23 protein-coding genes are annotated in these 17,630 nt (G+C 26.8%); 13 read left to right on the top strand and 10 right to left on the bottom strand.

Going from position 1 to position 17,630, the window contains the following annotated elements; genetic code table 11:
- Positions 1–9: 9 nt before the first annotated feature.
- From A2J15_RS04255 to A2J15_RS04235, 5 genes are all read right to left on the bottom strand, one after another.
- A complete protein-coding gene (locus A2J15_RS04255) occupies positions 10–420 on the bottom strand; it encodes an RDD family protein (RefSeq protein WP_066777359.1) in 411 nt (136 codons plus the stop codon).
- Positions 421–1,029: an orotate phosphoribosyltransferase gene (gene pyrE / locus A2J15_RS04250; RefSeq protein WP_066777361.1), complete on the bottom strand. Its 609-nt coding sequence runs from the start codon at positions 1,027–1,029 to the stop codon at positions 421–423.
- Between the two features lie 2 nt (positions 1,030–1,031).
- Positions 1,032–1,589: a ribosome recycling factor gene (frr, locus tag A2J15_RS04245; protein ID WP_066777364.1), complete on the bottom strand. Its 558-nt coding sequence runs from the start codon at positions 1,587–1,589 to the stop codon at positions 1,032–1,034.
- A 13-nt stretch (positions 1,590–1,602) separates the two neighbouring features.
- Entirely contained in the window at positions 1,603–1,968 is a 366-nt protein-coding gene (gene secG, locus A2J15_RS04240; RefSeq protein ID WP_066777367.1) for a preprotein translocase subunit SecG, read from the bottom strand.
- A 98-nt stretch (positions 1,969–2,066) separates the two neighbouring features.
- Positions 2,067–2,762, bottom strand: a complete 696-nt coding sequence (locus A2J15_RS04235) for a Bax inhibitor-1/YccA family protein (protein ID WP_066777368.1) — start codon at positions 2,760–2,762, stop codon at positions 2,067–2,069.
- A gap of 150 nt (positions 2,763–2,912) precedes the next feature.
- Between A2J15_RS04235 and A2J15_RS04230 the strand changes: the two genes are divergently transcribed.
- A complete protein-coding gene (locus A2J15_RS04230) occupies positions 2,913–3,548 on the top strand; it encodes a carbonic anhydrase (RefSeq protein ID WP_066777370.1) in 636 nt (211 codons plus the stop codon).
- Positions 3,545–5,416 (top strand): mechanosensitive ion channel family protein, encoded by a 1,872-nt coding sequence (locus tag A2J15_RS04225; RefSeq protein WP_066777373.1) that lies wholly within the window; start codon positions 3,545–3,547, stop codon positions 5,414–5,416. The genes A2J15_RS04230 and A2J15_RS04225 overlap by 4 nt, the downstream gene beginning before the upstream one ends.
- A 21-nt stretch (positions 5,417–5,437) precedes the next feature.
- Here the strand turns inward: A2J15_RS04225 and A2J15_RS04220 are convergent, their stop codons facing one another.
- The 3 genes from A2J15_RS04220 to A2J15_RS04210 all read right to left on the bottom strand — a co-directional run bounded on the left by A2J15_RS04220 (position 5,438) and on the right by A2J15_RS04210 (position 8,954).
- A complete protein-coding gene (locus A2J15_RS04220) occupies positions 5,438–6,409 on the bottom strand; it encodes an iron-sulfur cluster assembly scaffold protein (protein WP_066777375.1) in 972 nt (323 codons plus the stop codon).
- Positions 6,410–6,418: 9 nt separating this feature from the next.
- Positions 6,419–7,600, bottom strand: a complete 1,182-nt coding sequence (locus tag A2J15_RS04215; RefSeq protein WP_066777377.1) for a NifS family cysteine desulfurase — start codon at positions 7,598–7,600, stop codon at positions 6,419–6,421.
- A gap of 205 nt (positions 7,601–7,805) precedes the next feature.
- On the bottom strand, positions 7,806–8,954 hold the full coding sequence (locus A2J15_RS04210; RefSeq protein ID WP_066777380.1) for a hypothetical protein: 1,149 nt from the start codon (positions 8,952–8,954) through the stop codon (positions 7,806–7,808).
- A 160-nt stretch (positions 8,955–9,114) separates the two neighbouring features.
- On the opposite strand from A2J15_RS04210, the gene rpmI reads away from it, so the two are divergent.
- The 4 genes from rpmI (at position 9,115) to cheQ (ending at position 11,386) form a co-directional block, all read left to right on the top strand.
- Complete coding sequence (gene rpmI / locus A2J15_RS04205) at positions 9,115–9,306, top strand: 50S ribosomal protein L35 (protein WP_066777383.1); 192 nt, start codon at positions 9,115–9,117, stop codon at positions 9,304–9,306.
- A gap of 98 nt (positions 9,307–9,404) precedes the next feature.
- Positions 9,405–9,758, top strand: a complete 354-nt coding sequence (gene rplT / locus A2J15_RS04200) for a 50S ribosomal protein L20 (protein ID WP_066777386.1) — start codon at positions 9,405–9,407, stop codon at positions 9,756–9,758.
- Positions 9,759–10,031: 273 nt separating this feature from the next.
- The gene (gene cheP, locus A2J15_RS04195) at positions 10,032–10,895 is read left to right on the top strand and encodes a cheVAW transcriptional regulator CheP (protein WP_066777387.1); all 864 of its coding nucleotides are present in this window, start codon (positions 10,032–10,034) and stop codon (positions 10,893–10,895) included.
- 11 nt (positions 10,896–10,906) lie between these two features.
- Positions 10,907–11,386 (top strand): cheVAW transcriptional regulator CheQ, encoded by a 480-nt coding sequence (gene cheQ / locus A2J15_RS04190; protein WP_116980491.1) that lies wholly within the window; start codon positions 10,907–10,909, stop codon positions 11,384–11,386.
- Between the two features lie 102 nt (positions 11,387–11,488).
- On the opposite strand, the gene A2J15_RS04185 is transcribed toward cheQ, so the two are convergent.
- Positions 11,489–11,638 carry a highly acidic protein gene (locus A2J15_RS04185; RefSeq protein WP_066777392.1) on the bottom strand — a complete coding sequence of 50 codons (150 nt, stop codon included), beginning with the start codon at positions 11,636–11,638 and terminating at the stop codon, positions 11,489–11,491.
- 91 nt (positions 11,639–11,729) lie between these two features.
- On the opposite strand from A2J15_RS04185, the gene moaC reads away from it, so the two are divergent.
- The 3 genes from moaC to A2J15_RS04170 are packed head-to-tail and all read left to right on the top strand — an operon-like array spanning position 11,730 to position 13,602.
- Positions 11,730–12,203 carry a cyclic pyranopterin monophosphate synthase MoaC gene (moaC, locus tag A2J15_RS04180; RefSeq protein ID WP_066777395.1) on the top strand — a complete coding sequence of 158 codons (474 nt, stop codon included), beginning with the start codon at positions 11,730–11,732 and terminating at the stop codon, positions 12,201–12,203.
- Complete coding sequence (locus tag A2J15_RS04175; protein ID WP_066777398.1) at positions 12,181–12,444, top strand: HP0495 family protein; 264 nt, start codon at positions 12,181–12,183, stop codon at positions 12,442–12,444. The genes moaC and A2J15_RS04175 overlap by 23 nt, the downstream gene beginning before the upstream one ends.
- 24 nt (positions 12,445–12,468) lie before the next feature.
- Positions 12,469–13,602, top strand: a complete 1,134-nt coding sequence (locus A2J15_RS04170) for a hypothetical protein (protein ID WP_066777401.1) — start codon at positions 12,469–12,471, stop codon at positions 13,600–13,602.
- 15 nt (positions 13,603–13,617) lie between these two features.
- On the opposite strand, the gene A2J15_RS04165 is transcribed toward A2J15_RS04170, so the two are convergent.
- Entirely contained in the window at positions 13,618–14,376 is a 759-nt protein-coding gene (locus A2J15_RS04165) for an exodeoxyribonuclease III (RefSeq protein ID WP_066777404.1), read from the bottom strand.
- 121 nt (positions 14,377–14,497) lie between these two features.
- Here A2J15_RS04165 and A2J15_RS04160 point away from each other — a divergent pair, with 121 nt between their 5' ends.
- The 4 genes from A2J15_RS04160 to pyrC are packed head-to-tail and all read left to right on the top strand — an operon-like array spanning position 14,498 to position 17,628.
- Positions 14,498–16,036: a phosphoethanolamine transferase gene (locus tag A2J15_RS04160; protein ID WP_066777407.1), complete on the top strand. Its 1,539-nt coding sequence runs from the start codon at positions 14,498–14,500 to the stop codon at positions 16,034–16,036.
- The gene (locus A2J15_RS04155) at positions 16,033–16,389 is read left to right on the top strand and encodes a diacylglycerol kinase (RefSeq protein WP_066777410.1); all 357 of its coding nucleotides are present in this window, start codon (positions 16,033–16,035) and stop codon (positions 16,387–16,389) included. Before A2J15_RS04160 ends, A2J15_RS04155 begins: the two co-directional genes overlap by 4 nt.
- On the top strand, positions 16,386–16,631 hold the full coding sequence (locus A2J15_RS04150; protein ID WP_066777413.1) for a replication/maintenance protein RepL: 246 nt from the start codon (positions 16,386–16,388) through the stop codon (positions 16,629–16,631). Before A2J15_RS04155 ends, A2J15_RS04150 begins: the two co-directional genes overlap by 4 nt.
- Positions 16,621–17,628, top strand: coding sequence for a dihydroorotase (gene pyrC / locus A2J15_RS04145; RefSeq protein WP_066777415.1), 1,008 nt, complete (start codon positions 16,621–16,623; stop codon positions 17,626–17,628). The genes A2J15_RS04150 and pyrC overlap by 11 nt, the downstream gene beginning before the upstream one ends.
- Positions 17,629–17,630: the final 2 nt, after the last annotated feature.

The following is a 17,630-nucleotide window of genomic DNA, read 5'->3' as shown; positions in this document are numbered from 1 at the left end:
TAATATTCTTTATATTTTAACGATTATACAACTTTGAGTTAAAATATCATGTAAATTGAGTTTATCTTTTCTTAAAAAGCTTATAAAAAAGCCGAAAAATAAACCAAAACTTATAATAAATATAATATATCTTAGCAAAATTCTAAGAAAACTTACTTTTTTTCTTGTTTTAATATTAATAAGATATAAATTATAGGCTTTAAGACCTGGACTTTGACCTTTTTTATTTAAAAAAACAGCTTGAATGAAGCCAAATAAAATAGTGCATAAGCTTATAATAAAATGATTGTTTAAAAAAGCTTCTTTAGATCCAAGTAAAAAATAAAATAAATATAAAATAGGAGTGTAAATAATAAAAATATCCACAAGTAAAGCTCTAAACCTTAACCATCTAGAGGCAATGTTTGCTTTATTTTTCATTTAATTTCCACGACTTCCTGGTTTTATAGCCTTACTTCCTTTTTTGCAAAGGGGACAGTTTGATTCTTCATAAATTTTAAAATTAAAATTTCCTAAAGCAAAAAGAGGTAAATTTTGAGGTAATTTAGCATTGTCTTTTTTAGGAGTTTGTAAATTTTCTACTGCACAAAAACCTCTATTAGCTAAAGCTGCAAAACCTACTACAATACCACCTAAGCTTTCTATGATTTGAGCACTTTCTAAAGCACTCCCACCTGTAGTGATAATATCTTCACATATAATAAATTTTTCATTCTTTTTTATTTCAAAACCGCGTCTTAAAGTCATTTTTGCATTGACTCTTTCAGTAAAAATAAAGCGTTTATTGCAAGATCTTGCCAATTCATATCCTGCTAAAATTCCTCCTAAGGCTGGAGAGCAGATGCTATGAAATTCAATGCCATAATCGTTAATGATTTTGGCAAGTTCATCGCAAAGCTTTCCAGCTATTTTAGGATTTTCTAAGACCTTAGCACTTTGAAGATAAAATTGAGAATGTTTGCCTGAGCTTAATAAAAAATGTCCTTCTAGATAAGCCCCACAATCTTTATAAATTTGTTCTAAATTCATCATCAAACCTTTAAAAGTTCTACTTCTTTGTTTTTTACGCTTTCATCAATTTTTGTAGTATAAGTATCGGTGAGTTTTTGTACTTCATCATAAGCTTTTTTTGCTTCATCTTCACTAATTGTTTTATCTTTTTCTAGTTTTTTAATGGAGTCATTGGCATCTTTACGTATATTTCTTATGGAAACTTTTGCTTTTTCTCCCATAGCTTTAGCTTGTTTTACATTTTCTTCTCTTTGTTCTTTAGTCATAGGAGGAAAAAAAAGTTTAACGCTTTCTCCATCATTGTTTGGATTTACCCCTATATTTGCAGCTGCAATAGCACTTTCTATGGTTTTTAATAAAGGTTTTTCCCAAGGAGTGATACTTATGGTTGAAGCATCACTTGCTAAAACTGTTGCTACTTGATTTAAAGGGGTTTTAGCCCCATAATAATCAAGTGTGATATGATCTAAAATGTGAATATTAACCTTGCCTGTACGTAAAGTTGTAAAATCTTTTTTTAAAGCTTCTAAAGATTTTTCATTTTGGGTTTTTTGTTTATTAAAAATTTCATTGAGCATAATTATGTCCTTATTATTTACTTAAATTAGTATCATTTTGAACTTGTGGTGCACTAGGAGCGATAAGATTTGTACTTGGAATAGGTGCATTAGGGATGCTTGGAATAGTGCTGTTGTTTTCTATTTTAATAGTTTCAGCTAATGAGTTTTTATTCATTTTATTGTATAAATAGCCAAGACTAATAGTGTTTATAATCAGTAAAATTCCCATAATAAAAGTAAATTTTGCTAAAAATCCAGCAGGTCCTTTGGCTCCAAATAAACTTTCATTGCTTCCACTATACGCTCCAAGTCCTATATTTGAACTTTTTTGAAGTAAAACTGCTATGCAAATGATTACAACGATGATAAATTGCAAAATGATTAAAAGCGTGATCATTGAATTTCCTACAAAGTTTAATTTAAATTAATATTTTAGCTAAAAAAACTTGAAAAGTTTTGAATTTTAAGATTTTGCGGGAGAAATCCCACAAAATCTTATCTACTATTAAAACTTCTTAAAATGTTAAGTAAAGATACAAAAAGATTGATAAAATCAAGATAAAGTGCTACTGCACCTTCAATTGGAGTTTCATAATTTCCACGTATGATATTTTGGGTATCATAAAGGATATAAAATGAAAATAATATAGCAGCTATTGCTGAAATGGCTAGATTAAGTATACCACTTTGAAAGAAAAGATTTAATAAAGATGCTGCTACTATAACAATAATTGCTATAAATAAAGCTTTTCCCATGACTGTAAAGTCTTTTTTAGTGTTTATAGCAAAGATGCTAAGTCCTGCAAAAGCCACTGTTGTTAAAGCAAAAGCTTGAGCGATAATAATTCCACCAGCAGGTAGAGCTAAAACAGAAATAAGTAAAGGCGTAAGGGTTAAACCTGAACAAAAAGTAAAACCAAAAAGTAAGATTAAATTAAGTGGTGTTTCTCTTTTTTTCCATTGTAAGGCAAATAAAAGTCCTATTTCAACAGCAAAAAGTATCCAAAAACTTACTTGTGATTGTATAAAAAATGATGCTAAGGCAAAAATTCCTACATAAGCACCTACAGTTGCTGCTAGCAATGAAGCGGCAAAAAGTTGATAAGTTTGTTTAATAAAAATACTTAATTCACTTGATCGAGTATTTTCAAATTCTTTTGATCTTGAATAGTCTCTATTGTAAAGACTCATGTATTCTCCTTGCAAAATTTTTAGATTTTAAATCTTATATGTAAATGTATCATATCATACTAAATAAAAGGTTAATTTATATAGGATGAAAATCTTTGCCAAAATTTTGTTATAATTTTTTTATAAAGATTTTATTTGTTAGGATGGTTTATGGAAAATCTTATTAATGGTGCGATTAAATTTATGCAAGAAGACTTTAAAGAGCATGAGGAACTTTTTGAAAGTCTAAAAAATAAACAAAATCCTCATACGCTTTTTATAGGTTGTTCTGATTCTAGAGTTATTCCAAGTTTGATTACTAATACGGGTCCAGGAGAGCTTTTTGTAATACGCAATATTGCAAATATAGTTCCACCTTATCGTGTTGGAGAAGATTATTTAGCGACAACTTCAGCTATAGAATATGCTTTAAATTCTTTACATATTAGAAATATTGTTGTGTGTGGACATAGTAATTGTGGTGGTTGTAATGCGCTTTATTATCCTAGTGAAGAATTGGATAAAATTCCTAATGTAAAAAAATGGCTTACTATGTTAGATCCAATAAAACAAGATATAATGATGTTTTCAAAAAATGATTTAGCTATGCGTTCATGGTTAACAGAAAAATTAAATTTACTTAATTCTTTACAAAATATACTTACTTATCCAGGAGTGCAAGAAGCTTTAGATGAGAAAAAACTTCAAGTACATGCTTGGTATTATATTATAGAAACAGGTGAAATTTATGAATATAATTTTGAAACTAAAACATTTACTTTAATTCAAGATAGGAAAATTCAATGAAAAAAATAATAGCTTTATGCTTTTTTATTTTATGCCTTAGATCTCAAGAAATTCAATTTATTGATATTAATATTAGTAAAGAAAATGCAGGAATTTATTCTCTTGTTGAAAAATATATTGATACTAATAATCAAATTAAAGAATTTAAAAAAAATGAAGATCAAAATTCAAGTACATTTAAGGGTATTTTAGCAGAGCTTGAAAAAGACAAAAAAAATATTTTAAATCAAATACCTGATATGATAGTAGGACAAAAAATCAATGAGGAATCTGTAGCAAGGTTTTTAAAAGCAAAACAAAAATTATTAGATACACAAAGAAAAAATATAAATAAACCTTATATTTATACAGATGTAAGTCTTAATCTTGCTTATTTTAATATAGTGCAAATTTTTTATTCTTGTTTGTTTGAGGTGCAAAAGCTTTTTAAGGATACAGCAAGTAGTCAAGATTTGATTGCTATTATTGATAAGGCTATGGAAAATTTACAAATGTTTTCCCGTATAAATTTAGATAATTTTAAAAATAAGATTAATAATGCAGAAGAATTAGAAAAAATCGCTTTAAAAGAAGATTATATTGATAATGCTTTAGATTCTTATTCAGAAATTCTTAAATATTTACGTTCAAATGCGTATTTGTTAGAGAGTAATTATCTTTTTTCTTTACTTGAACTTCAAGTTTGGATAGATCGTATTAATCAAGTCATTAATATCAGTTTTGTTAATGTTGGTAAAATAGCAATCTCTCTTTTAGTTTTGGTATTTTTTATTTCTTTAAGACGTTTTTTTTCCAATATAGTTTATTTTCTTCTTGTGCAAATTTTTTATAAAAATAAAAATAATATAGATGATATTAAGCTTATTTTTATTGAAAACATTAAAAAACCTGTAGGATGCTTACTTCTTGTTTATGCTGCTTCTCTTTGTTTTACTATAGCAACTTATCCTGCTCCTTTAAGTATTAATTTGAGTAATTTTTTTCATATAATTTATGCTATTTTAATGGCATGGCTTATTTTAAAAATGCTTGATAGTTATGGGGTAGTTTTAGTTTCTAAATTGGCACAAAAAAGTGGAAAAAAAGAAGTGGTTAATTTGGTGATTAAAATTTTGTATTTTGTTGTTGTAATTATTGCCTTACTTTATGTTTTGGCGCAACTTGGCTTTAATATTTCTGCTATTATTGCATCTTTAGGAATAGGTGGTTTGGCTGTAGCTTTGGCAGCAAAAGATATTATCGCTAATTTTTTTGCTTCTATACTTTTATTGTTTGATAATAGTTTTAATCAAGGAGATTGGGTTGAGGTTTCAGGTGTTGAGGGAACTGTAGTTGAAATAGGACTTAGAAAAACTACGATTAGGACTTTTGATAATTCTTTAGTGTTTTTACCTAATTCTACTATTATGGGTGCAAATATTAAAAATTGGAGTAAAAGACGTATGGGTAGGCATGTTAGAATGTATCTTGGGGTTGGTTATGATGCAAGCCCTGAAAAACTAGAACAATGTGTTAAAGATTTAAAAGAATTTTTAAATACTAGTCCTTTAGTGGCACATGATGAAGATAGTGCTTTAAAATATGGGGATCATACTACAAAATACCGTCAAAATTTAGTTTCTATTAATGATTTAGAAGGATATAAAAATACCTGTTATGTGGCTTTGAGTGAATTTGCAGATAGTAGTATTAATATAGAACTTTATTTTTATACTAAAGAAATAGGAGGTAAGGGTTTTAGAGAAGCTAGAGAAAGCTTGATGCTTGAATTTATGCGTATAATTAAGAAAAATGATTTAAATTTTGCATTCCCAAGTCGCAGTATTTATATAGAAAATTTACCGCCTTTAAATTTAGAAGCAAAATAGCAAGAAAATCTTGCTATTTTTTTAAACAGGCATAACGCGTATGTTTGGACTTAGTTCTTCTTGTAAAATGGTTTCAATGGCATAAAGTGTTGCCCCGCTTCCACTAGAACAACCACTACATGCTCCAAGATAACGAATGTATATATCAATAGCTGCACCTTCAGCTTTTTGTATATCAATAACTTCTAAATCTCCACCATCGTTGTGAAGCATAGGACGAATTTCACAATCTAAAATACTTTCAACAGCTTTTAATTGTCCTACTAAGGTCATTTCATCAAAACTAAGATCGTTTTTTATAGAATTTTTAAGTTTTTCTCTGTCCATTTCAGCTCTAGTTTCAGCTAAAATATCTACAAGATAATAATCTCTTTTTTCATGTCCGCCTGGTTTAACACAAGATTTGCAAAAGGCTCCTGCTTTAGTGTATTGTGTGATTTCTTCTACCGTGTGTAAATCATTAAGTTTAATAACTTCTTTAATAGTTCCAAGGCTTACTCTAGCACATTCGCAAACTATAATTTGATCTTCAAAATCTTCAGGACTGACGCCTTTATAGTGTGCTGCAGCTTGTTTGATAACATCATAAGCCATAACAGAACAGTGCATTTTTTGAGGTGGGACAGCTGGTGTTTGTGGATTATCGCGCATAGCAAATTCCACATCTAAATTAGTAATTTTTACTGCTTCATCTACAGTTTTTCCTATGCAAAGATCTACCATAGTATCGCTACTTGCTATAGCAGTACCACAACCAAAACTTTTAAATTTAGCATCAATAATTTTATCAGTTTTTTCATCTACAAGCCAAAAAAGCCTAACTGCATCACCGCAACTTTCTGCTCCAAAATCTGCTACAATGAGTTTTGCATTTCTTGCTTTAGCATCTTCTTCATTGAATTCTCCCATGTGTTGAGGATTATTCATCCTATCTTGAACTTTTTGTGAATATTCATCCCAAATAGATCCGCTAATTAAACTATTTTTTCCCATTTTTGATCCTTATTTGTAATTGTTTGGATTGTAAGCATAAGTACAAGAAATTGCTCTTAATCTTTGCGCCGCATTTTTGATTTGTTCAGCAGCATAATCAATTTCTTCTTCTGTATTAAAACGTGATAAAGAAAGTCTTAAAGCTGTATGAGCTAAATCATTTTCTGCACCAATGGCTTCCATGATAGGATTGCTTTCTAAATCTTCACTCGCACAGGCTGAACCTGTACTTGCTGCTATACCATTTTTATTAAGATCCCAAAGCATGGCTTCTCCTTCTACCCCTTTAATACTTGCTAAAATGGTATTAGGTACACGATGTTCTCTTTTTCCAATGACTGTAGTATCTGGTAGAGCTAAAATTTTATCTTCTAATTTATCTCTTAAACGACGTATATGAGAATCTTCAAAATCAAGCATAGTGTTTGCTATGCGTAAGGCCTCTCCCATGGCTACTATATAGGGTACGTTTAAAGTTCCACTTCTTCTGCCACCCATATGTTCTCCACCATGTAAAAGTGGAGTGAGTTTTAAACCTTTTTTAATAAAAAGTCCACCCACACCTTTTGGTCCATGAAATTTATGAGCTGAGAAAGAAGCAAAATCTACACCAACATGATTAAGATCAACTTTAATTTTTCCAACAGCTTGAGTAGCATCTGTATGGAAAAGAGCACCAAATTCATGGGCAAGTTCTGCCATAGCTTTAATATCAAAAATCATCCCTGTTTCATTATTTGCCCACATAACACTAACTAATGCGGTTTTATCACTAATAACTTTGCGTAAATCTTCTACTGTAGAAATTCCTTCTTCATTAACAGGAAGTTCAATAAGTTTTACACCAAGACTTTTTAAAAAATGTGCTGCAGCAACTACAGCAGGGTGTTCTACGCTAGAAATAATAACCTCATTGCGGTCTTTATTTAAAATATGATCAAAATACACACCTTTAAGCGCCCAGTTAATACTTTCAGTAGCACATGAAGTGATGATGATATCATCTAAATCACTTGCTCCAAGTCCTAAATAAAGTTTATCTAAAGCTTCTTTTAAGGCAGGATGCGCTGCACTTCCCCATTGATGCAAGCTATTTGGATTGCCATACATGTCTTTTAAAAAGGGTAGCATTAACTCATAAGCATTAGGGTCGATCATGGTTGTTGCATTATTGTCTAAATATACTTTCAATTTAAATCCTTACTTTATCCTTAATTTTAATTAGGATATTTTTTATCTTTTTTAAAACAGATAATAACAAAAATTTATAAAAATTAGGTTAAAAATTATAACAAAAATAAAATCTTAAATATTTAAGATTTTTTAATGATATGATACTTTTAGCTTTTTTGTTTTAAATAAACATTAATTATGGATTAAATTATATTTTTTAATTTTAAATCATTACAGATATATATGAGTTTAAAATTTTATTTAAATTAACTTGTTTTTGCCGTTGATCTAGAAAATTTTCTATAGCATTACAACGTATAGAATTAGCTTTTTTTAATCTTTTTATATCTTGACTTTGACTTTGATATTCTTTTTTTAGAAAATCAAAGTCATTGCGATTTTCTTCAATGTAAATTTGAAATATTGAACTTGAATTAGTGAATTCTTTTAAGTCCATATCTTTTTCATAATTGATATATTGTTGAAAAAATATGGAGAGTTTATCTTGTGTACTTGTTTTTTTATTTACACCGTTGACATAAAGATAAAGATCAAAACTCATTTTTTTTTCATTATTTTCTTTAATATAATTTTCTATATCTAATTCACCTTTGAGAATTTTTTGTAAATTTTCATGGGCATTAGATTCTAAAAAACTAGGTTTCATAAAAAAATGGGTTTGCTTATCGTTTTGGGTTTTAATATCATGATAAATGAAATTCATTAAAAGTCCTGATTTTGAAACTTCTGAATTCTTGGTTAAATAAGGTTTTAAAATTTCATTAGATGAGGTGTCGTTAATGGCTTTATCAAAATGAAAATTAGTGATTTGATTATCTAACATTAAAGTATTAAGATTGCTAATATTACTTAAGGCAAAATCTATTTCTTCTTGATTGTTATAAATTCTTGAAATTGTTCCTAAAAATTCCCCATTATCGGTTGAAAAACCTGAAAAGAGTTTGGTAATAGCATTGCGACTTAAATTAGCATTATCATTTTGGAAAAATTCTAAATTGATGGATTTTAATGAATTATAATAAGTATTTAAAATATAAGGCAAGTCTATTTTATTATAGTTTAAATTTTCATCTTGTTTAATAAGTTCTTTGGCTATATTTCTAACACTTCTAATGTGAATATCATAAGATTGTGGTATATTAGCAATTTTATTTAAATCTTTATCAAAAAAACCTTCTTCATTGATTCTAAAACCAAATTCACTTGCGTAAGTATTAGTAAAAGTAATATTAGTGTGATTTTGTTTTTCAGAATTTAAAATGGTATCATTCTTGATGAAATTTAAAATAGAATTATTTTTTAAAGGATTATGTAAGCTTAAATTTTGATAAGCATGTGTTAAAACAGTCATTTTATGGTCTTTCTTTAAATATTGCTTTATAATATTTTATTAAGCAAAACTTGTGCCAAGTTTTTTTAATCTTAAATTCAGTCAAAAATTAGAAAAAATTTGCTAGTATTTGACTTCTTTATTTAAAAATTAAATCTATAAAATTTAAAAAGGAAAGCGTATGCCAAAAATGAAGAGTGTTAAAAGTGCAGTTAAACGCTTTAAAGTAGGTAAAAATAAAATTAAAAGAGGTTCTGCTTTTAGAAGCCATATTTTGACTAAAAAACCTGCTAAAAGAATGCGCGATCTGCGTACAGCTAAATATGTGCATAGCACAAATGTAGAAGCTGTTAAAAAAATGTTAGGAATTTAAGTTTTTGACTAAAGTCATTCAAAACTCCCCTTATTAAAGCTTAATTTTGATTAAGGGAAAGATCCAATTTGGACGCCACTTTATGAAAGGAAATAAAAATGGCAAGAGTAAAAACAGGTGTTGTTAGACGCCGTAGACATAAGAAAATTTTAAAATTAGCACGTGGTTTTTATAGCGGACGCCGTAAACATTTTAGAAAAGCAAAAGAGCAATTAGAAAGAAGTCTTGTCTATGCTTATCGTGATAGACGCCGTAAAAAAAGAGATTTTCGCCGTCTTTGGATAGTGCGAATTAATGCAGCTTGTAGATTAAATGATTTAAGTTATTCAAAATTTATGAATGGTCTTAAAAAAGCAGGTATAGAGCTTGATAGAAAAATTTTAGCAGATTTAGCTATGAATGATGCTAATGCTTTTGCAAAAATTGCAGAAACTGTAAAAAAAGCACTCTAGATATAGTTTTTATCATTTAAGAATTTTGAGTTTAAAATCTTAAAATTCTTACAAAATTGATATCTTCATTAATTTAAACTTTACTTAATTGTGTTATTATTATTACATTGAATAAGATTGAAATTATTTTTTAATTAAAAATTAATTAAAAAATAGAAATATCTAAATATTTGTTATTTTTTGTTATATTTTAGGAATAAAATGTGTAAGTTAAGTAAATTAAATTTTAGATATAATTGCAAATTTATAAATTATTGATAAGGATAAATTAATATGAGCGCAGATATGAATGAGCTTTTATTAAAAAGCGTTGAGGTTTTGCCACCTTTACCTGATACTGTAAGTAAATTAAAAAAATATATTAATGAAGTTAATTCAAATATAGAAACTAATAAGGTTGCTGAGATTATTTCAAGCGATCCTTTAATGACAGCTAAACTTTTACAATTAGCAAATTCTCCTTATTATGGTTTTACAAGAGAGATTACCACTATCAATCAAATGATTACTTTACTTGGGGTAAGTAATATTATTAATATAGTTACAGCAGATTCTATTCGCAATAATTTTAAAATAGATGTTTCACCTTATGGTTTAGATACTGTAAATTTTTTAAAAGCTTGCAATGAAGAAGCAACTTTTATTACAAATTGGTTAAATGAAGAAGATAAAAAACTTTCTCATTTTTTAGTCCCTTGTGCTATGCTTTTAAGATTAGGTATTGTTATTTTTTCGAATTTTCTTATACAAAATCAAAAAGATAAAGATTTTTTAGCGTTTTTAAATGAAAATAAAAATGAAAATATTGCTTTAACGGAAAATGAATTTTTAGGTGTAGATCATATTTCTTTTTTAGGATTTTTGTTGCATCATTGGAATTTTGATGATATTTTAATTGAAACTATTTGTTTTGTTCGCACTCCTCATGCTGCTAGAGAAGAAGTACAAAAGTCTGCTTATGCTTTAGCAATAGCTGATCATCTTTTTGCTCCTTATGATGGTTCTTCTGTATTTAATGTAAAAGCTGCTATTGCTTTACTTGAAGAAGCAAAAACTCAAGGAATTCATTTTAATTTAGATAATCTTTTATCTAAGCTTCCTCATAAAGCTAAGGAGAATTTACATAAAGAAGATTAAAGTTTTATTGCATTATGAAAAGTTTAATTTTGCCTCCTAATGAGTTTTTAGATCATTATATTTTAAATACTGAGTTTCATCGTTTTGCGGGAATTTCAAAAAATGCTTATAAATTTTGGAAAGATGTTGAAATAGGTAGATATCAAGGTACTAGAATTATATTTTTACATAAAAATTGTATCTTAAAAAAACATGAACAAGCTTTAAAAAAATGCACCAATTTAAATGGTTTTGTATTAGCCAGTGCTTTTTGTTCTTTTACGGGTTTAGCTCCATCACATTTAGTAAAAAATAATCATTCTTCTATTTATAAGCTTTTAGAACTTAAAGAAATTTCTGGAATTAAATTTGTTAATTTAAAAAAATTTTATGATTTTTTAGGATTGAATTATTATCAGCATATTTATATAGAAAAATGTCATTTTTTTAGTCCCACACCTTTTGAAAAGCGTATTAAAATTACTGATAGTATGTGTGTTGGGTATTATTAAAATAAAAAAATTATTTTAAAAACGGTATAAAATTTTAATTAAAAAATGAATACATTAAATATAATTAAGTGCTAAAATATAAGATAAAATTTTTTATCTTTTTTAATCTATCTCATAAAAGTCTTCTTCATTATCATCATTGTATTCATAATCATCATCATCATAATTATAGTTTTTGTGATGATCTTGTATAGATTCTTCATATTCATATTCATCATTGTAGTTTAAATCTTCTTCGTTTTCATAATTCATTTTTTTTCCTTAATATAAATTGCAAGGTTTATTTTATCTTAAATTTGTTTGATTTTGATATAATTTTTATAATTTTTTGCAAGGTGAATTTATGGAATTAACTCATTTAGATATAAAAAATCATCCTAAAATGGTAGATATAAGTCAAAAAGATATTACTTTAAGAATAGCAATAGCTAGCGGTATGATATATATGAGTAAAGAAGCATTTAATACAATTAAAAATAATACCGCAAAAAAAGGTCCTGTTCTTCAAACTGCTGTTGTTGCAGCTATAATGGGTGCTAAAAAAACGAGTGAAATTATTCCTATGTGTCATCCTTTGATGCTTTCTAAGATTGAAACAAATATTATTGAATTGGCTAAAGATTATGCATTTAAACTTATTGTAACAGTAAAATGTGAAGGTAAAACAGGGGTTGAAATGGAGGCTTTAAGTGGGGTAAGTATAGGTCTTTTAACTATATATGATATGATTAAAGCTATAGATAAATCAATGAAAATTACTGATATAATCCTTGAAAGTAAAGAAGGGGGTAAAAGTGGTCAATTTGTGCGATCTTAAAAAAGAGCCTAAGATTAATTATCCTATTTTTTGGGATTATAAAGTAATTTTTGAAGCACATATTCAAGTAGATCAGGTTTTTAAAGCAATTTTAGGTCAAAGAGAATATAAATTTAAGCATGCAAATTCGAGCGTAAATGGAAAATATCAAAGTTATTTATTGAGTGTTTATGTTGATAGTAAAAAAGATCGTTTAGATATTTTTGAAAAATTAAAATCTAATTCTAAATTTGTATTGTAAAAATTAAAATAAAAAGGGAAGCTAATGAAAAATACTTTAATTATATTTGAAAATTCTTTAAAAAATATAGATAAAAACGAAGTAAAATGTTTATTAGAAGATTTAAGTTTTAATCTTGCTTATAAACAAGTTTTAAAAAATCCACATAATGCTCAAGAGATTTTAAATTCGCTTTTAATTGATTTTTTATCCGTATTAAAAAAATTAAATTTACTCGATGATGAAAATACCACAAAAATCATTAGAGCGCTTGTTAAAGCTAGTGTAGAAGATGCACAAAATAAACTTTATGCTTATATTAGTGAGGCTGAACTTTTAGGTAGGCAGATTGAACATCAAAAAAATGTGGTTAAAAATCAGATTAATGATCGTTTTATCAATTTTGAAAATGTTATTGAACATTCTAGTTTTAAAGATGAAATTGGTGAAAATTTAAGCGATGCACTTTTGTTCGATTTAGAAATGTTGGGTATTTTAAAAGAAACTGCAGAAAGTGCTTTTTTAACAACTTTAGAAAAGGCTGAAGATATAGAATTAACTAGTTGGGAAATTGCTAAAAATTTGGTTTATAATACTATTTGTGAAGCAGATTTTGAAAAAGAACGTATTTTAAAAATTTCAAATATTATTTTAAATACAGCTTTTGAAATAGCTAATGAATCTATGGCTTATGCTAAAGATCTTTGCCTTGGTGTTATTAAAGGGACTAGAGATGGTATTTCTTTGGCAATAGAAAAATTTAAAAATTCATTAAATTATACTTTTGAAGAAGATCTTATTCTTAAAAGCAAAGAATTAATAGGTATTGAGGATGAATTTATAGCGCTTTTAAAAAGTGAAATTAAAAATCAAAAAAATCCTTCTAAAGATATTATTGAATATCTTTTAAATCATGAACTTGATAGTCTTTTTGCAAAATTTAAGAGAATGGCAGGTGAAACTAGGGAGCAATTTATTTTATCTTTAAATGAATTTAAGAAAAATCCAAAAATTCATGATTTAAATAAGTTAACTCAAAAGAAAATAAGTAAAATCAAGCAAGAATTACTAGAGATGGAAAAAATAGCATCTGAAAAGTATAAAGATTTAAATTCTAAACAAGCTAAAAAACTTGGAATAAGACTTTGGGAAAAAGCTAAAAATTTAATTAAAAAATAATACCCTATAGGAATATTAAATATCTATTTCTATTCCTATAGGAGCATGGTCTGATCCAAAAATATCGTCTCTTATGAAAGCATTTTTGAGTTTATTTTTTAAACCTTGTGAAATAAAAAAATAATCAATTCTCCAGCCTACATTTCTTTCTCTTGCTTTCATCCTATAGCTCCACCACGAATATTTTTCTTTAATATCTCCATTGATTTGTCTAAAAGTATCTATAAAACCTAAAGTCAATAATTGATCAATCCAGGCTCTTTCTATAGGTAAAAAACCTGAAGTATTGGCATTAGCTTTAGGATGGGTAAGATCAATTTCTTTATGAGCAGTATTTACATCACCACAAATAATAATTTCAAATCCATTTTTTAAAAGGGTGTTTAAATATTGTAAAAAATCATTATAAAATTTCATTTTAAAATTTAAACGTTCTTCATCTTTTTGACCGTTGGGAAAATAGATATTAAAAAGTACGATATTTTTAAAGCGATGTTCTAAAACTCTACCTTCTTCATCATCAAAGAATTCGCATTTTTTAACTTCACTATCAAAATTGCAAAGACTCATAACTCCAGAATATCCTGCTTTTTTTGCAGAATTAAAATACATGTGTTTAAAAGGATATTCATAAATTTTTTTAGGAAATTTATCTTCATGAGCTTTAATTTCTTGAAAACCTATAAAATCTATTTTTTCTTCTTTTATCCAATCAAGAGCATTTTTATCACAAATCGCCCTTAAACCATTAACATTCCATGAAAGTAGTTTCATTTTTTTCCTTAAGTTATATCATTAATATAAAAATCATAGCATAAAAAGATTTAAATGTATAATCTATTTATTAAAGAAAATTTATTAAAATTAAAAATTCAATACTTAAAGGTGGCTTGATATGTTAAAATTGACTTGGTTTAAATTTACTTTTTTAAATTCCTTGATCATTACATTATTAAATTTTAATTTATTTTGTTTTGTATATGAGAAAAATGCACAAAATTTTTTTATCACCTTTGTTTTTGTATTGGCTTATTTTGCTCTTGTACATGCGATTTTTTCATTGCTTTTTATAAAATTTTTTACTAAAGTGCTATCCATATTATTTATATTATCTTCGTTTTTAAGTGTTTATTTTATTAGTTTTTATGGCATACTTATAGATTCTGATATGATACAAAATGTTATTCAAACGGATGTGAAAGAAATAAAAGAATTATTAAATTTTAAATTAATCTTAATATTGGTTTTAGTTTTAATCTTAGTTTTTTACATCATGAAGATAAAGATTAATTATTATAATAGTTTTAAATCTTATATGAAAATTAAAATGATTAATATTATACTAGCTTTAATTGTTGTGGGTGCAATCTTATTTCCTTTAAGTAAAACTTTTATACCATTTTTTAGAAATTATAATGAAATAAGAATGTATAATATTCCTTTTTATCAAATTTATGCTTTATATAATTATTGGGATCATTTTGTAAAAACTAAATCTAAATTTAAAACCATAGCAAATGATGCTTATAAAGAAGATAATAGTACAAAAAAATTGTTAGTTTTGGTAGTAGGTGAAACAGCTAGAGCTGCAAATTATTCTCTTGGAACATATGTTAAAAATGATACTAATTTTTATACTAAAAAAGATAAGGTTATCTTTTTTAATAATTTTTATTCATGTGGAACAGCAACAGCAGTGAGTTTACCTTGTATGTTTTCTGTTTCTAAGCGTCAAAATTATTCTAATTCTGAATTTCAAGAAAATGTTGTAGATATACTTAATAAAACAGGGGTAAATATTGCATGGATAGATAATAATTCAGGCGGATGTAAAGGGGTTTGTGATAGATTAACTCAAAAGTACTTACTTGATAGTGGTCTTGATGAGAAATTATTAGCTCCTCTAAAAGAACAATTAAATCATTTAGATGTGCAAAATATTATTATTCTTCATTTACAAGGATCGCATGGTCCAAGTTATTATCAACGCTATCCTTCTGAGTTTAAAAAATTTACTCCAGTTTGTGATACTAATGAATTATCAAAATGTCAAAATGAAGCTTTAGTTAATACTTATGATAATACTTTGCTTTATACTGATTATCTTTTAAGTGAAATGATTAAACTTTTAAAAGAACAAAAAGATTATAAAAGTTCTTTATTTTATCTTTCAGATCATGGAGAGAGTTTAGGAGAAAATGGGATTTATTTACATGGTATGCCTTATTTTATAGCCCCACAAAATCAAACTCATATTCCTGCAATTTTTTGGACTAATGATAAAAATTTGATGAATCAAGTTAAAGCACATAAAGATTTAAAACTTTCTCAGGATAATCTTTTTAGCACGCTTTTAGGATATTTTAATATAAAAACAAGTTTATATGAGCCAGAATATGATTTATTTAATTCTAAACTTAAAGCAAACCCATGAAACCAAAATACCATTTTTTTAATAATGCCAAATATGCTTTAGAAGGAATTTTAACTTTATGTAAAAATGAAACTTCATTTAAGATAGAGCTTTGTATTATTATTCCTTTTTTTATTTTGAGTTTTTTTTTACAAGTAAACATGGTTTTGCATTTAATTTTAATAGCAGTTTTAATACTTATTTTGATTGCTGAAGCTTTTAATTCAGCTATTGAGGCTTGTGTAGATTTGGTGACTCATGAATGGCATGAAAAAGCAAAAATTGCTAAAGATTGTGCTAGTGCTGGAGTATTTTTTAGTATATTGTTAGCCCTTTTTGTTTGGGGTTTTGTTTTATATAGTGTGTTTTTATGAAATTTAAAAATTTAATGAGAGAAATTTTAGGAAAAAAGCGTTTTGAGCTTTTACAGTTTTTATGTCAAAATTGTGATGAGAATGGTTTTATTCTAATTAAAATTAGTGAACTTGAAGAACAATTAAAACAAAGCAAACCTACTATTATTGCAACTTTTAAATTTTTAGAAGAAAAAAAACTTTTTAAGCGTCTTAAAAATGGTTTTTATCAACTTAAATTAGGAGAGAAAAGTGAAGCTTAAAAATCCTTTAGATATGCATTTACATTTAAGAGATGATGAAATGTTAAAGCTTGTTGCACCTTTTAGTGCAAAAGATTTTAGTGCCGGGGTAATTATGCCTAATTTAGTCCCGCCAATTTGTGATTTAGAAAGTTTAAAATCCTATAAAATACGTATCCTTAAAGCTTGTAAGGATGAAAATTTTAATCCTTTAATGACACTTTTTTTTAAATATTATGATGAGAAGTTTTTAGAGCAAGCAAAAGATGAAATTTTTGGTATCAAGCTTTATCCAGCAGGCATTACAACTAATTCAAGTGAAGGGATTTCAAATTTGAGTATAGAAAGTTTAAAACCCACTTTAGAGGCTATGAGTGCTTTAAATATTCCTTTATTGGTTCATGGAGAGACTAATGATTTTGTTATGGATAGAGAAAGTAATTTTGCAAAAATTTATGAAAAACTAGCAAAAAATTTTCCACGTCTTAAAATTGTTATGGAGCATATTACTACTCTAACTTTGTCTAGACTTTTAAAAGATTATGAAAATTTATATGCTACTATTACTTTGCATCATTTAATGATTACCTTAGATGATGTGATTGGAGATAAGATGAATCCTTATCTTTTTTGTAAACCTATTGCTAAACGTTACGAAGACAAAGAAGCCCTTTGTGAATTAGCTTTTAGTGCTTATGATAAGGTTATGTTTGGAAGTGATAGTGCTCCTCATCCTAAACATGCTAAAGAATGTTGCGGATGTGCAGCTGGTGTGTTTAGCGCAGGTGTTATTTTACCTGTTTTAGCTGAACTTTTTGAGCAAAATAGTTCTAAGGCTAATTTGCAAAAATTTATTAGTGATAATGCTTGTAAGATTCATAATTTAAAATTTCAAAAAGATAAAATGATTGTTTTAGAAAAAAAAGAATGGTGTGTTCCTAATTTATATAAAGATCAATACAATCAAGTTATGCCTTATATGGCAGGAAAAAATTTAAAATTTCAAGTAAAATATTGATT

The organism is Campylobacter hepaticus, assembly GCF_001687475.2.
GTDB lineage: Bacteria > Campylobacterota > Campylobacteria > Campylobacterales > Campylobacteraceae > Campylobacter_D > Campylobacter_D hepaticus.
The sequence above is the reverse complement of the archived record's forward strand: the minus strand, read 5'-3'. Positions and strand labels throughout refer to the sequence as shown.